This window comes from Actinophytocola oryzae (assembly GCF_004364325.1).
GTDB lineage: Bacteria > Actinomycetota > Actinomycetes > Mycobacteriales > Pseudonocardiaceae > Actinophytocola > Actinophytocola oryzae.
In genome coordinates this window covers 522,289-536,633 of the sequence record NZ_SOCP01000005.1, presented here as the reverse complement: position 1 = coordinate 536,633, position 14,345 = coordinate 522,289, and the positions used below count along the sequence as shown (strand labels likewise).

The following is a 14,345-nucleotide window of genomic DNA, read 5'->3' as shown; positions in this document are numbered from 1 at the left end:
TGCCATGCCCTTGGTGTGGGACTCGGAAGCGGATGTGGTCGTGGTGGGCTTCGGCGGTGCCGGAGCGTGCGCGGCTCTGGAGGCCGCGCGGGCCGGCGCGTCCGTCGTGGCGGTCGACCGGTTCACCGGCGGCGGCGCGACGGCGATGTCCGGCGGGATCGTGTACGCGGGCGGCGGGACATCGGTGCAGCGTGCCGCCGGGGTGACCGACACGGTCGACGAGATGCTCGCCTACCTGCGGCAGGAGGTCGGCGACGTGGTGTCGCCCGGCCTGCTGGAGGAGTTCTGCCGGTCCAGCGCGTCGATGGTCGACTGGCTGGCCGAGGCAGGGGTGCCGTTCGACTCGTCGGTGTGCCCGTACAAGACGTCGTACCCGTCGAACAGGTACTACCTGTACTACTCGGGGAGCGAGAACGCGTGGCCGTTCCGTTCCGTGGCGACGCCCGCACCTCGCGGTCACCGGGTGCACGGCCGGGGGACGTCCGGCCGGGTGATGTACGCGGCACTGGCCTCAGCGGCTCACGATGCCGGTGTGCACGTGGTGCGCCAGACGACCGCGACGAAGCTGATCATCGAGGGTGGCCGGGTGGTCGGGGTGGAGTGCCGGACGCACCGTTCCCGCCTGCACCGTTTCCTGCATCGCTACGCGACGAAACCGGGGCTCTACCTGCCTGCGTTCGCGCGGCGCTTGTATCGCGGGATCGCCGCGTTGGAGGCGTCGAAGGGGCGGGTGGTCCGCATCCGGGCGCGGCGGGGGGTGATCCTGGCTGCGGGGGGTTTCGTGAACAACCGGGACATGGTTCGGGCCAATGCGCCTGCCTTTCGGGGCGGGTTGCCGTTGGGTACGCAGGGTGACGATGGCAGCGGCATTCAGCTGGGTACGTCAGCCGGTGGTGTGACGGATCGGATGTCGACGATGTCCGCGTGGCGGTTCCTCACGCCGCCGAGTGCGTTGATCCGGGGCATTCTGGTCGACCGGTCGGGTGCTCGTTTCGTGGACGAGTCCAGTTATGGGGCGGCGATTGGCGAGCGGCTCGTGCTGGAGCGGGGTGGTCGCGCGTGGTTGCTGGTCGACGAGGCGATTCTCCGTGACGCCCGGCGTCAGGTTCGTACGGAAACCCTGTGGTTCCAACGTTTGTCGGCTCACTACCTGTTGCGGGTGGCGCGGGTGAGGGGCGCGACTGTCGAGGAGGTGGCGGCGAAGGCGGGTATCGATCCCGAGGGCCTTGCGGCCACGGTGGAGAAGTACGGGGACGGGGAGGACGCGTTCGGCAAGCATCCGGACCTGGTGGCGCCGATGACGGGGCCGTACGCGTTGATCGACTGTTCTTTCGGGCCTCGGCTCGGGTATCCGTGTCCGACGCTGACACTGGGCGGGTTGAAGGTGGACGAGGGCACCGGTCAGGTACGCGGTGCCGACGGCGCCGGGATCCCGGGGCTGTATGCCGCGGGTCGCAACGCCGTCGGCATCTGCTCGAACTCCTACGTGAGTGGGCTTTCGCTGGCCGACTGCGTGTTCTCCGGCCGCAGGGCCGGGAGGTTCGCGGCAGGCGAGGTCAGCAGCGAGATGATCTGACCCATTCCGGCTTCGAGGCCCTTGACGACCTCCTGCCACTCGGACCGGGCCTTGACCAGCTGACGATCGGCCGCCCTGGCCGCTGCCGAGGCCTTCGTCGAAGTGCCCAGATCGACGTCCCTCTGATGTTCGAGGTAAATGACCCGAGTACGTAGATCGTCGAGTTCATCGCGAAGCTGGACGAGTTCACTCACCGCCGCCACCCCCATGAATGTCATCGTCCGGCTCGCCGAGGTGCCGGTTCAGGAGCTGTGTGATCTTCTCCTGGCCTTGGTAGAGCACATCGAACTTCGCTTCTACCTTCGCGAAGTTCTCGTCCACCTTCGCGAAGTTCTCGTCCACCTTCGCGAAGTTCTCGTCCACCTTCATCTCGAGCTTGCCCAATCGCCTTTCGACGAGGTCGAGCTTCTTGCCCTGGTCGACCTGGTCCTCCCGGATGGCGTTCAGCACACCGTTGTGGCCTTTCAGGGTCACCTGGAGGTCGGAGACCTCCCTGTCTGTCCTGCCTGCCATGTAGCGCACCTCCCGCATCTCGCGCTCCAGCTTTGTCACTCGCTCTTCGAGTGGAACCGCCTGTGTCATGTGGGAAAACCCCTCCTCGTGGTGATGCGGTGGGGAGAGACTGCACCACGCTCCGAGGTCCGCGCAAATCGGTTGTCCACAAGTTATCCACAGCGTGTCAGAAGTTATCCACAGGGTGTCAGGGCTGACACGGAGACGTCAGGATCGACAAAAACGAGAACGTGTTCTAGTGTCTGAAGAGTGAGTCAACAGGTGCTTGACAGTGTGCGTGAGCTCCTTCCGGTCTTCCGGGAGCGTGCGCAGGACACCGAGGACGCGCGCCGGATCTCGGAGGAGTCGATCAAGGCTCTGCAGCAGACCGGTTTCTTCAAGCTGCTCCAACCGACCCGCTACGGCGGGCTCGAGTCGCACCCCAACGACTTCTACCGCGCCGTGCGGTCGATCTCCTCCGCCTGCGGCTCCACCGGGTGGGTCTCCGCCGTCCTCGGCTGTCACCCGTGGCAGCTCGGGATCTTCGACGACCGCGCCCAGCGGGAGGTCTGGGGGGAGGACGACGACACCCGCATCTCCTCCAGCTACGCGCCGATGGGCCGGGCCAAGCCGGTCGACGGGGGATTCGAGTTCTCCGGCCGGTGGAGCTTCTCCTCCGGCTGCGACCACGCCACCTGGGTCTTCCTGGGCGGCCTCGTGCTGGGCGACGAGGGCCAGCCGACCGACTTCCGCACGTTCCTGCTCCCCAGGAGCGACTACCGGATCGACGACGTCTGGGACACGATCGGCCTGCGTGGCACGGGTAGCAACGACATCATCGTCGACAAGGTGTTCGTGCCGGAGTACCGGACGCTCAGCTTCATGGAGACCGGCCGCTGCCGGGGGCCGGGCCAGGAGGTCAACACCGGACCGCTCTACAAGCTCCCCTTCGCGTCGGTGTTCTCGTGTTCCATCGCGGTGCCAGTGGTCGGCATGGCCACCGGGGCCTACGAGGCGTACGTCGACCACACCCGCGAGCGCGTGCGTGCGTCCAGCGGCGGCAAGGCCGCCGAGGACTCCTTCAACCAGCTCCGCATCGCCGAGGCGGCCGGCAAGATCGACGCGGCGGTGCTGCAGATCGAGCGGAACCTCGACGAGGAGATGCGGTACGCGACCGCGGGCGAGAAGATCCCGTTCCCGCTTCGGGTTCAGACGCGCCGCGACCAGGTGAACGCCACCAGCTCCGCGATCGCCGCCGTGGACCGCCTCTTCGAGAGCGCGGGTGGTCGGGCGCTCAAGGTCGGCACGCCGATCCAGCGCTTCTGGCGCGACGCGCACGCGGGCCGGGTGCACGCCATCAACGACCCGGAGAAGGCACTCGCCATGTACGGCCAGCAACAGCTCGGGCTGAAGGTGCAGGACGCGTGGATCTGACGCGGGAGCGGAGCGAAGGAGCGGGCGCCGCCTGGACTGAGGAGCGCGCACAGGCGCGCCGGCGCCGAGCACGCGACGAGGGAAGGCGGCGTCATAGCGGATGAGCGCAGCGACCCGGATAACACAGGACACCAGGGCCGGCCTCCACTACTTCGAGGCCGGTGAGGGCGAGGCCGTCGTCATGTTGCACGGCGGCGGCCCCGGCGCCTCCGCGTGGAGCAACTTCGGGCGCAACCTCCCCGTGTTCGCGGAGAAGTACCGGACGTTGATCGTCGACCAGCCCGGCTTCGGTGAGTCCGAGAAGCCCGAGGTCACCAGCCAGTACTTCACGTTCTCCGCCGACGCGCTGCTCAAGCTCCTCGACGAGGTCGGGGTCGAGCGCGCACACCTCGTCGGGAACTCGCTCGGCGGCGGCACGGCGACCAGGTTCGCGCTCCGCTACCCCGACCGGGCGGGCAGGCTCGTGCTCATGGCGCCCGGTGGGTTGGGGCTCAACGTGTTCGCGCCCGACCCGACCGAGGGCATCAAGCGGCTCTACCAGTTCGGCGCGCCGCCAGGGCCGTCGAAGGAGAAGCTCGGGGCCTTCCTGCGCACCCTGGTGTACGACCAGTCGCTCGTCACCGACGAGCTGGTCGACGAGCGGTTCGTGACCGCGAGCGCTCCGGAGTCCCTGCGGGCCATGGCATCCATGGGTGCCTCGTTCGCGAAGGACCCCGAGGAGGGCATGCTCTGGCGCGAGGCACACCGGCTGCGGCAGCGGGTCCTGCTCGTCTGGGGCCGTGAGGACCGGGTGAACCCCGTCGACGGCGCGCTCGTCGCACTCAAGGTGATCCCCCGCGCGCAGCTGCACGTGTTCGGGCGGTGCGGGCACTGGGCACAGCTGGAGAAGTTCGCCGAGTTCAACCGACTTGCCATGGACTTTCTTGGAGGAGACTGAGGTATGGGCATCCGATCCCTTGGCTACCTGCGTATCGAGGCCACCGACATCGAGGCCTGGCGCGTGTTCGGGCTCAAGGTGCTCGGCATGGTCGAAGGCAAGGGCACCCGCGACGACGCGCTCTACCTCCGCATGGACGACTTCCCCGCCCGCCTGGTCATCGTGCCCGGCGAGGCCGACCGGCTCGCCGCGTCGGGCTGGGAGGTCGCGAACGTCGCGGAGCTGGGTGAGGTCTGCGGCCGGCTCGAAGCCGCCGGTGTGCCCTACAAGGAAGCCACGAAGGAAGAACGCGCCGACCGTCGCGTCGACCAGATGATCACGTTCGAGGACCCGTCCGGCAACACGCTGGAGGTCTTCCACGGCGCGGCACTCGAGCACCGGCGCGTGGTGAGCCCCTACGGCCACCGGTTCGTCACCGGCGAGCAGGGTCTCGGGCACGTCGTACTGTCCACACGGGACGATGCGGAGGCGCTGGCCTTCTACCGCGACGTCCTCGGCTTCCGGCTGCGTGACTCGATGCGCCTGCCACCGCAGCTGGTCGGCCGCCCCGCCGACGGGGATCCCGCGTGGCTGCGGTTCTTCGGCTGCAACCCGCGCCACCACAGCCTGGCCTTCCTGCCCATGCCCACACCGTCGGGCATCGTGCACCTGATGGTCGAGGTCGAGCAGACCGACGACGTCGGCCTGTGCCACGACCGCGCGCTGCGCCGCAAGGTCCCCATGTCCGCGACGCTCGGCAGGCACGTCAACGACCTGATGCTGTCCTTCTACATGAAGACACCCGGCGGCTTCGACGTCGAGTTCGGCTGCGAGGGCCGCCAGGTCGAGGACGAGTCGTGGATCGCGCGGGAGAGCACCGCGGTCTCCCTGTGGGGACACGACTTCTCCGTCGGGGCCCGGCAGACGTGATTCCCCAGCAGCGGTTCCGGCAGGCACTCGGCAACTTCTGCACGGGTGTCACGGTCGTGACCGCCATGCGGGACGAGGAGCCGGTCGGGTTCGCGTGCCAGTCGTTCGCCGCGCTGTCGCTCGACCCGCCGCTGGTCCTGTTCTGTCCTGGGAAGAACTCACGCACGTGGCCGCACATCGAGGCATACGGCCACTTCTGCGTGAACGTGCTGAGCCATTCCCAACAGGACGTTTCGGCGGTCTTCGGCAAGGCGGGTGCCGACAAGTTCTCGTGCGTCCCGTGGGCGCCGGCCCCCTCCGGCGCGCCGATCCTCGCGGGCGCGCTGACCTGGCTGGACTGTGCCGTGCAGGACGTCCACGAGGCAGGTGACCACTTCATCGTCACCGGCCTGGTCACCACGCTCGGCGACCAGCGTGACGACCGGCCGCTGCTGTTCCACCGGGGTGCCTACACGGTCACCGAGCCCGCCGAGCCGACGCCGGGCATCCTGGACAACCTGATCACCTGGTCGAGGCACGACGACTGGATCTAGGCTGGCGGCGTGGACTTCGACGAGATCGTCGTGCGGACCGGCCGGCTGGACTTCCCCGCGCTGACCGCGGGCAAGGGCCGGGACGTCGTGTGCTGGCACGGGTTCCCCGACCACCCCATGACGTTCGCGCCGCTCGCCGAGCACCTCGTCGCGGCGGGCAGGCGTGTGGTGCTGCCGTTCCTGCGCGGCTTCCACCCGACGACGTTCGACGCGCTCACGTACTCCGACGGCGTCACGCTCGCCGCCGACGCGGCCGCGGTCGGCGAGGCACTGGGCGGTGTCGACATGATCGGCCACGACATCGGCGCGGGCATGGTCTACCGCGTGGCCGCGGCGTGGCCGGAGCTGACCAACCGGGGCGTCACGATCGCGATCCCGCCGCCCGGCGCCGTGGCGCGGGCCCTGCTCGACCCGTCACAGCAGCAGCGGCTGTTCTACATGTTCATGTTCACGGTCGAGGGTGTCGCGGAGGCGATCCTGCGCAAGGACCGCGCGCTGGTCGACTACCTGTGGGCGACGTGGTCCCCGAGCCTGACACTCGACGACGCGTACCGCACGTGGATCCACGCGATGTACGGCAAGGACGAGTACATCGAGAGCGTCCTGAAGGTCTACCGCGCGAACTTCGACTCGAGCCGCGCCGATCCCGCGCTCGCCGAGTACGCGAAACGGACCGAGGGAGTCGCCGAGAAACCGTTGCTGGTACTGGGCGGCGCCGAGGACGGTTGCCTCGATCCCCGGTACTTCACCGAGGACGGGCTCGCCCCCGGGTCCAAGGTGGAGGTCCTGCCCGGGGTCGGACACTTCCTCCACCTCGAACGACCGGAGGCGGTCGCGAAGCTCGTCCTGGAGTGGTTCGGTCAGTAGGTGAACGCTGTCGAGAACTTCAGCAGGTTCTCGGTGGTGAGGGGTGTCTCGGGTCGCTGTCCGGTCCAGGACACCCGAACCGAGACGCACGTGCCGTCCGGGCGTACCGCCGCCAACTCGTGGTGGTACGCCCCGGTGGAGTCGGGCTGTGTGCGGATCCACACCTTGGTGTCGGTACCGTCCTCCAGGGTCGTCGCGACGCAGTCCGCCGGGTCACAGGCCGCGTTGTACCACAACGGGCTCTTCGAGACCTCGAACGAGATGCCGACACGGCCTGTGCCGTCCCGATAGTTGCTGTAGGTCGAGCAACTCTCGGGCGCGTCGCTGGGGGTCGAGTCGAACTTGGTGCAGCCCATCGTGAGAGGTGGCTGGTCTTCCTCGTCTCCCTCGTGCGACGGTGACCACCCCGCCGGGATCACCTTCGGCAACACGTCGTTCAGCTGTCCCTGGACGCGTTCCGCGCGGTTCGGGTCGTCCGTGACGTACGGGGTCGTGCTGGTGCCGAAGGTGTTGCCGACGGGGAGGGTGGTGTCGTACGTGAACACGGTCGCGAACTTCAGGATCCTTTCCGTGGTCAGCGGGGGCTTCGACCGCTCACCCTTCGGCCAGATCGCGTTCACCGTGATCTGCGTGCCGTCCGGGCGTGACACGAGCAGTTCTTCGATGTCACGTGAGGTCATGGTCTCCGTGTAGACAGTCAGCTTTGTCTCGGTGCGGTCTGGCAGACGCTTCAGAACGGGTGACGTCCAGTCGGTGCAGTACTCGGGAGCGCACCGGTCGTCGAAGTTCTTCGCGCCCATCGCGACGTTCCACACGATGTCGATCCTGCCGGTGCCGTCGCGATAGGTGGCGCTGGCCACGCACCGGTCGACGCCATCGCTGACGCCGAGGACACACAGGAAGGTGAGGAGCGGGGTGTCCGACAACGCGTCGCGTGGCGCGATCGACCAGTCGGAGGGGAGGGTCTCGGGCAGGGACTCCCTCAGCTGCCGGTCGAGGTGGTCCGACAGGGTCGCGTCCTCGGGTCCGGTGGGGGCCGCGGGCTTGCCCAGGGGGTTGCCCACGGTAGTGACGAGGGCGCTGACCAGGGCAAGCGTCGCGACGGCGGCGGCGATCGTGGCGCGACGGTTGCGGGTCTGTGCCTTCGCGCGGGTGATCACGTCGTGTGGGTCGATCTGGGCGGGTTCCGCCTCGTCGGCCAGCATGGCCAGCCTGCGGGTGATGTCTTCTGTCATCGCGTCTGCTCCTCGAGCGCCTCGGCGCCCAGTGCCGCGCGCAGGGCGGCGAGGCCCCGCGCTGACTGGCTCTTCACGGTCCCTTCAGAGCACCTGAGGATGGCCGCCGTCTCGGTCACGGAGTGCTGTGACCAGTAGCGGAGGACCACCGCGGCGCGTTGTCGAGGCGGGAGCCCGTCAAGCGCGACCCGAATCGTCTCCTTGTCGTGCACCGCGCCTGCCGGGTCGTCCGCCGGGACGGCGTGTTCGGGGATCACGCCGTCCCTTGACTCGCGGTTGCGCCACGGGCGCCGGCGCTCGTTCAACCAGCAGCGGAGCAGGACTTTCCTGGCGTACGCGTCGACGGCGTCCTGGTCGCGAATCCTCGGCCACGCCCCGTACAGCCTGATGAGGCAGTTCTGTACCAGGTCGCCCGCGAGGTGCTGGTCGCCGCTGAGCAGGTAGGCCAGGCGCGTCAGTGGCGCTGTCGACCGCGCCACGAACGCGTGGAAGCGTTCGTCGTCGTCGCTTCTCGGGCTCATACCTCTCACACACGCCGTTCTGGCGAAGGGTTGCATCACCGGGGAGACTCGGCTCATGGTGACCGAGCACGATGTCCGGCGGCTGGCGTTGTCGCTGCCCGCGACCACCGAGAAAGCCTCCTACGGGACGCCGGGGTTCCGCGTGAAGGACCGGCTCTTCGCGCGGATCAGGGAGGAGGGTGACGTCCTCGTCGTGTGGGTCGCCGACGAGGGCGAGAAGCGGGGGCTCGTGGAGTCCGAGCCCGACAAGTTCTTCACCACGCCGCACTACGACGGTCACCCGGTCGTGCTCGTCAGGTTCGGCGGCGTCGACATCGAGGAGCTGAAGGAGCTGCTGACCGAGTCCTGGCGGCTCCGCGCGCCGAAGAAGGTGCTAACCCAGCTGGGTGGCTAGCCGCGCCACGTGCTCGCGGGGCGAGCCGAACAGGTGTGCGTTCCCGTGTGCCCGTTTGAAGTACAGGTGTGCGTCGTGCTCCCACGTGATCGCGACGCCGCCGTGCAGCTGGATCATCTCGGCCGCCACCCGGGTGAATGCCTCCGTGCACCACACCGCCGCCGTCGCGGTCGTCGAGGACAGGTCCACCCCGTCGGCTACGGCCGTCGCCGCGGCCAGCGCCGCCGACTCTGCGGTCTCCACCAGGAGGTGCATGTCGGCCATCCGGTGCTTCAACGCCTGGAACGAGCCGATCGGGCGACCGAACTGGGTTCGCTGGCCTGCGTAGGAGACCGTCAGCTCCAGGCAGCGGGCGGCGGCACCCGCCGACTCGGCGGCCAGCGCCGCCAGTGCCACGTCCCGCAGCCGAGACTCGTCGACCGGGCCGAGCGACGTGCCCGCCCCGCGTACGGACACCGTGGCCAGCCTGCGGGTCGGGTCCACGGGCGCGAGCGGTGTGATGTCCACGTCAGCGGGCGGCACCGCGTACAGCTCGCCGTCGCGGACGGCCAGGAACACGTCCGCGACCTGCGCGTTCAGTGCGTATGGCCCCCAGACCAGCGACGGGACCGCCGACCCGTCCGCGATCTCGCGCAGAAGCGGGTCGGCGCCCGCGCGCGGCAGGGCCGACGACGCCAGCACCGAGCCCAGCAGCGGGGAGGGCGTCAGGGACCGGCCCAGCTCGGCCAGCACGACCGCGGTCTCCAGGAAGGACGCACCGGAGCCGCCCAGGTCGTCGGGCACGTGCAGACCGGCGGCACCGAGGGCGCAGAGGCGGGACCACAGCTTCTCGTCATAACCGGATGACGACGTCATCGCCGTCCGGGTGTCCCCTTCTCGAGTGAGTAGCGTGCGGACCGTATCGCGCAACACTTCCCGCTCGTTGGTCACACAAACATTGAACCAAACGATTGCTTGGTTTGCCTAGACGTAGCTCGATCAGGTGAGTTCGATATTCTCAGGGTCCAGGTCGGGGCCTGGTCACGAAGACAACCTAGGGAGTCCTTGGTCATCGAGAAGGATGTACTGGTCGCCGGCCGATATCGCCTGATAGAGCAGGTCGGCAGCGGCGCGATGGGCGTCGTCTGGAAGGCGCACGACGAACGGCTCGGCCGTACCGTCGCGATCAAGCGACTCATCGTCCGCCACGCGTTGTCGGCCCCGATGACGGAGGAGGTGCGCAGACGCGCGATGCGGGAGGCCCGGATCGCGGCTCGCCTGCAGCACCGCAACGCCATCGCCCTGTTCGACGTCGCCGAGGACGAGGGCGACCCGATCCTGGTCATGGAGTTCCTGCCGTCCAAGAGCCTGTCCGTGGTGCTCCAGGAACGCGGGACGTTACCGCCCAACGAGGCCGCGGAGATCGGCGCGCAGGTCGCCGACGCCCTCGCGGCGGCGCATGCCGTCGGCATCGCCCACCGCGACATCAAGCCCGGCAACATCCTGCTCGCGGAGAACGGGACGGTGAAGATCACCGACTTCGGCATCTCCCGCGCGCTCGACGACGGCACGATGACCACGCAGACCGGCATGCTCGCGGGCACGCCCGCCTACCTGGCCCCGGAGATCGCGCGCGGCGGCGACTCGTCGCGTGCCTCGGACGTCTTCTCGCTCGGCTCGACGCTCTACCACGCGATCGAGGGCAGGCCGCCGTTCGGCACCAACACGAACCCGCTGGCCCTGCTGCACGCCGTCGCCTCCGGCAACGTGCCGTCGCCACGCAACGCGGGCCCGCTGGCACCGACGCTGATGAGCCTCATGCGGGTCGACCCCGGCGAGCGGCCGACCATGAAGGAGGCGGCCGAGTCACTGGCCACCGCCGCCACGCAGGTCATGCCGGTGCCCACCCCGGCGGCGACGAAGATCGCGACGCCGCCGCGCCCGGTGCTCCCGGCGCAGGCCCCGCCGACGCCTCCGCAGCCGCTGGAGGCCATGCCGACGGCCGCGTTCCGCAAGCCGGAGGGGCAGCCGACACAGGCGGCGGGCCCGTCGCGGCGGAACGTGGTGATCGTCGGTGTGGTCGCCCTGCTCGTGCTGGTCGGCACGCTCTTCACCGTGCTCATCATCAACGACGACAAGGGCGGCGGGAACAGCGGCAACACCGCCCAGGGCAGCACCTCCGCGACCGAGCAGGCCGGGAACCCGCCCGCGAAGGGCGGCGACACCAGCGACGAGCCGGCGCCGTCCACGGACGACAAGTCCACGTCGCCGAACCCACCCGCGGCCGCGACCCAGGTCGCCCCGCCGCCCGGGACGTTCATCGACTACTCCACGGCAGGCCAGTTCGTGATCGACTACTACGGCACCGGCAGGAGTCCCGAGCAGCGCTGGGCCATGCTCTCGCCGTACGGGCAGGCCCAGTTCGGCAGCCAGGAGGCGTTCAACCAGTACTGGGCCGCGTTCCCGGCCGTCAGCTCCAAGGAAGCGCACATCGACAACGCGAACCCCGACGGCACGCGCGAGGTGTCGTGCACCGTCACCTACGGGGACGGGCAGTCGGCGCGCAAGTCGGTCCGCATCACGATGATCAACGGCGGGCTGGTCATCGACTCCCTGGCGAAGTGACGGCGTCCAGCACCCGGCGCCGGTGGTAGGTCTGGGTGCCCCAGGCCGACCGCAGCGCCCGGACCTTGAGCAGCCACAGCGACAGGTCGTGCTCCTGGGTGAAGCCGATGGCGCCGTGGACCTGCAGTGCCGCGCGTGCGGCCAGGTAGGCGGCGTCGGCGGCGGCCACGCGTGCGGCCGAGACGTCCCGTTCGCTGCCGGTGACGGCCGCCGCGTGCACGAGTGGGCGCGCGAACTCCAGCGCGACCTGCACGTCGGCCAGGTGGTGCTTGACCGCCTGGAACTCCCCGACGGCGCGTCCGAACTGCCTGCGCTGGGTGACGTGGTCGGTCGACTGCTCCAGCAGCCCTCGGCCAAGGCCGACAAGCTGCGCGGCCTGGCACAGCGCACCGAGGTGCAGCACGTCCGTCGCGGTGCCCGCCCACTCGCCCGGCCGGACCTCGAACAGCCTTCGTGCCGGGTCCACCGACGTGAGGGGGGTGCCGACCTCGGCGTGGTGCACCGTGTCGCCGACCACCACGAACGGGGTGGCCACGTCCGCGTCCAGCGCGTACGGCACGTGCGGCGGCACCGCGACGGTCGCCAGCTCGGCGGTGAGCCCGAGTGCGGGCACGACCGCGTAGGACTCGATCAGGGGGCCGGGCACGGCGTGGCGGCCCAGCTCCTCGAACACCACGACCAGCTCGACCGGGTACTCGCTCAGCTCGCCGACACCGACCTTGGCCAGTTTGGCGAGAATCTCCAGGCCAGAGGTGTGCTCGCCGGCTGCCCAGGCTCTGATCGCGGCAGGCACACCGACGTCCGACAACAGCGCATGCACGCTCGCGGCCAGTTCACGCTGCTCAGGGCTGGTTGTGAACCTCATCGGCCACCCCTTGGCAGGCCGAGCACGCGCTCGGCGACGACGTTGCGCTGGATCTCGTTCGTGCCCGCGTAGATCGGGCCTGCCAGCGAGAACAGGTAGCCGTTCTGCCAGCTGCCCGCCAGCTCGCCGTGCGCGCCGAGCAGGTCGAGGGCGGTCTCGTGCAGTGTCACGTCCAGGTCGGACCAGAAGAGCTTGTTCACACTGGACTCCGCACCCAGCGTGCCACCCTCGTCGAGCCTGCTGACCGTGCCGAGCGTGTAGAGGCGGTAGGCCTGCGCGCCGATCCACGCGTCGACCACGCGGTCGGCCATCTTCGGGTCCGGGTTGGACCGCCACAGGTCGACGAGGCGGTCGGCCGCCGCGACGAACCGGCCGGGGCTGCGCAGCGTCAGGCCGCGCTCGTTGCTGGCCGTGCTCATCGCGACGCGCCAGCCGTCGCCCGGTTCGCCGATCACGTCCTCGTCCGGCACGAACACGTCGTCGAGGAAGATCTCCGCGAAGCCGGGGACGCCGTCGAGCTGGGCGATCGGCCGGACCGTGACGCCGTCGGCCCGCAGGTCGAACATGACGTACGTGAGGCCCCGGTGGCGTTCTGCCTCTGGATCACTGCGGAACAACCCGAACGCGCGGTCGGCGAATGAGGCCCGCGAGCTCCACGTCTTCTGTCCGTCGAGGACCCAGCCGCCGTCGACACGGGTCGCGCGGCTGCGGATGCCTGCCAGGTCACTGCCCGCCTCCGGCTCGGACCAGGCCTGCGCCCAGACGTCGTCCGCGCGGGACATGCGGGGGAGCACCCGCTGTTTCTGCTCGTCGGTGCCGTACGCCATCAGCGTCGAGCCGAGCAGCGCGACGCCGTTGGCGGAGACCCGGCCGGGTGCGCCGCAGGCGTAGTACTCGTCCTCGAAGACGATCCACTCCAGCAGCGTCGCGCCCCGGCCGCCGTACTCGTGCGGCCAGGTCACGGTGGACAGCCTGGCGTCGGCGAGCGTGCGCTCCCACGCGCGGTGCGGCTCGAAGCCCTCGGCGGTGTCCATGGGTGGCAGCGGTTCCGGCGGTACGTGCGTGGACAGCCAGTCCCGCACCTCGTGGCGGAAGTCCTCCGTGGCGGCGTCCAGGTCAAGATCCACTGGCGTCCCTCATCGATCGGGCGTCCATCCCGGCGAGCGAGTCCTTCGAGGTCTCGGCGTTGTGGGCGTGGGCGAAGTGGTGCAGGCCGAACACGGAGTCCATGCCGCTGCGCATGCCCATCTGGTCCTCGGCCTGGTTCACGGCCCGCTTGGTGAGCGCCAGCCCGAACCTCGGCATCTCCGCGATCTTCGCCGCGACCTTGCGCGTCTCACTGTGCAACTCGCCGCGTGGCACCACGCGGTTGACCATGCCCAGCTCGTACGCCCTCGCCGCGTCGAAGCGGTCGCCGGTGAACAGGAACTCCTTGGCCGCGCGCGGCCCGAGCATCCACGGGTGCGCGAAGTACTCGACGCCGGGGATGCCCATGCGTACCACCGGGTCGGCGAAGAACGCGTCGTCGGCGGCGATGATCAGGTCGCACACCCAGGCCAGCATGAGGCCGCCGGCGATGCACGCGCCCTGCACCATCGCGATGGTCGGCTTGGGGATCTCCCGCCAGCGGCGGCACATCCCCAGGTAGACCTCCATCTCGCGGGCGTACCGGTTGTCGCCGCCCGCCTTGCCGACGTGGTCCCACCACATGACGGCCCTGCGCTCGAAGGACTGGTCGACGTCCCGTTCCGGCGTGCCGATGTCGTGCCCGGCCGAGAAGTGCTTGCCCGCACCCGCGAGCACGATGACCTTGACCTCGTCGTCGTCGACGGCACGGGTGAACGCCGCGTCGAGCGCGTAGGTCATGGCGGAGTTCTGCGCGTTGCGGTACTCGGGGCGGTTCATGGTCACGGTCGCCACGGCGCCGTCGACCTCGTACTGGACGGTCACGAGCCCTCCCAACAAAGCAATTGCTTGG

At 69.4% G+C, this 14,345-nt stretch carries 15 protein-coding genes; 8 read left to right on the top strand and 7 right to left on the bottom strand.

The window, feature by feature from the left end; translation table 11 throughout:
• Window positions 1-4: 4 nt before the first annotated feature.
• Window positions 5-1,576 (top strand): FAD-binding protein, encoded by a 1,572-nt coding sequence (locus CLV71_RS17180; RefSeq protein ID WP_133903743.1) that lies wholly within the window; start codon window positions 5-7, stop codon window positions 1,574-1,576.
• Between the two features lie 186 nt (window positions 1,577-1,762).
• On the opposite strand, the gene CLV71_RS17175 is transcribed toward CLV71_RS17180, so the two are convergent.
• Window positions 1,763-2,158: a hypothetical protein gene (locus tag CLV71_RS17175; protein ID WP_133903742.1), complete on the bottom strand. Its 396-nt coding sequence runs from the start codon at window positions 2,156-2,158 to the stop codon at window positions 1,763-1,765.
• A 180-nt stretch (window positions 2,159-2,338) separates the two neighbouring features.
• On the opposite strand from CLV71_RS17175, the gene hsaA reads away from it, so the two are divergent.
• From hsaA to CLV71_RS17150, 5 genes are all read left to right on the top strand, one after another.
• Entirely contained in the window at window positions 2,339-3,502 is a 1,164-nt protein-coding gene (gene hsaA, locus CLV71_RS17170; protein WP_133903741.1) for a 3-hydroxy-9,10-secoandrosta-1,3,5(10)-triene-9,17-dione monooxygenase oxygenase subunit, read from the top strand.
• A gap of 100 nt (window positions 3,503-3,602) precedes the next feature.
• Entirely contained in the window at window positions 3,603-4,439 is an 837-nt protein-coding gene (gene hsaD / locus CLV71_RS17165; RefSeq protein WP_133903740.1) for a 4,5:9,10-diseco-3-hydroxy-5,9,17-trioxoandrosta-1(10),2-diene-4-oate hydrolase, read from the top strand.
• A gap of 3 nt (window positions 4,440-4,442) precedes the next feature.
• Window positions 4,443-5,348, top strand: a complete 906-nt coding sequence (gene hsaC / locus CLV71_RS17160) for an iron-dependent extradiol dioxygenase HsaC (RefSeq protein ID WP_133903739.1) — start codon at window positions 4,443-4,445, stop codon at window positions 5,346-5,348.
• Entirely contained in the window at window positions 5,345-5,881 is a 537-nt protein-coding gene (gene hsaB / locus CLV71_RS17155) for a 3-hydroxy-9,10-secoandrosta-1,3,5(10)-triene-9,17-dione monooxygenase reductase subunit (protein ID WP_243866525.1), read from the top strand. Before hsaC ends, hsaB begins: the two co-directional genes overlap by 4 nt.
• Window positions 5,882-5,890: 9 nt before the next feature.
• Window positions 5,891-6,748 (top strand): alpha/beta fold hydrolase, encoded by an 858-nt coding sequence (locus CLV71_RS17150; protein ID WP_133903738.1) that lies wholly within the window; start codon window positions 5,891-5,893, stop codon window positions 6,746-6,748.
• Here the strand turns inward: CLV71_RS17150 and CLV71_RS17145 are convergent.
• Window positions 6,742-7,983, bottom strand: coding sequence for a hypothetical protein (locus CLV71_RS17145; protein WP_133903737.1), 1,242 nt, complete (start codon window positions 7,981-7,983; stop codon window positions 6,742-6,744). The two genes, CLV71_RS17150 and CLV71_RS17145, sit on opposite strands and share 7 nt — an antisense overlap.
• On the bottom strand, window positions 7,980-8,504 hold the full coding sequence (locus CLV71_RS17140; protein WP_133903736.1) for a SigE family RNA polymerase sigma factor: 525 nt from the start codon (window positions 8,502-8,504) through the stop codon (window positions 7,980-7,982). Before CLV71_RS17140 ends, CLV71_RS17145 begins: the two co-directional genes overlap by 4 nt.
• A gap of 55 nt (window positions 8,505-8,559) precedes the next feature.
• On the opposite strand from CLV71_RS17140, the gene CLV71_RS17135 reads away from it, so the two are divergent.
• Complete coding sequence (locus tag CLV71_RS17135; protein ID WP_133903735.1) at window positions 8,560-8,898, top strand: MmcQ/YjbR family DNA-binding protein; 339 nt, start codon at window positions 8,560-8,562, stop codon at window positions 8,896-8,898.
• Here the strand turns inward: CLV71_RS17135 and CLV71_RS17130 are convergent.
• Window positions 8,878-9,828: an acyl-CoA dehydrogenase family protein gene (locus CLV71_RS17130; protein WP_133903734.1), complete on the bottom strand. Its 951-nt coding sequence runs from the start codon at window positions 9,826-9,828 to the stop codon at window positions 8,878-8,880. The two genes, CLV71_RS17135 and CLV71_RS17130, sit on opposite strands and share 21 nt — an antisense overlap.
• A 114-nt stretch (window positions 9,829-9,942) precedes the next feature.
• Here CLV71_RS17130 and CLV71_RS17125 point away from each other — a divergent pair, with 114 nt between their 5' ends.
• Entirely contained in the window at window positions 9,943-11,502 is a 1,560-nt protein-coding gene (locus tag CLV71_RS17125; protein ID WP_243866524.1) for a serine/threonine-protein kinase, read from the top strand.
• On the opposite strand, the gene CLV71_RS17120 is transcribed toward CLV71_RS17125, so the two are convergent.
• Genes CLV71_RS17120 through CLV71_RS17110 form a run of 3 tightly spaced genes read right to left on the bottom strand, consistent with a single transcriptional unit; the run spans window position 11,480 to window position 14,317 of the window.
• Window positions 11,480-12,367, bottom strand: a complete 888-nt coding sequence (locus tag CLV71_RS17120) for an acyl-CoA dehydrogenase family protein (protein WP_133903733.1) — start codon at window positions 12,365-12,367, stop codon at window positions 11,480-11,482. The two genes, CLV71_RS17125 and CLV71_RS17120, sit on opposite strands and share 23 nt — an antisense overlap.
• Window positions 12,364-13,494 (bottom strand): acyl-CoA dehydrogenase family protein, encoded by a 1,131-nt coding sequence (locus CLV71_RS17115; protein ID WP_133903732.1) that lies wholly within the window; start codon window positions 13,492-13,494, stop codon window positions 12,364-12,366. The genes CLV71_RS17120 and CLV71_RS17115 overlap by 4 nt, the downstream gene beginning before the upstream one ends.
• Entirely contained in the window at window positions 13,484-14,317 is an 834-nt protein-coding gene (locus CLV71_RS17110) for an enoyl-CoA hydratase (protein WP_133903731.1), read from the bottom strand. The genes CLV71_RS17115 and CLV71_RS17110 overlap by 11 nt, the downstream gene beginning before the upstream one ends.
• Window positions 14,318-14,345 lie beyond the last annotated feature (28 nt).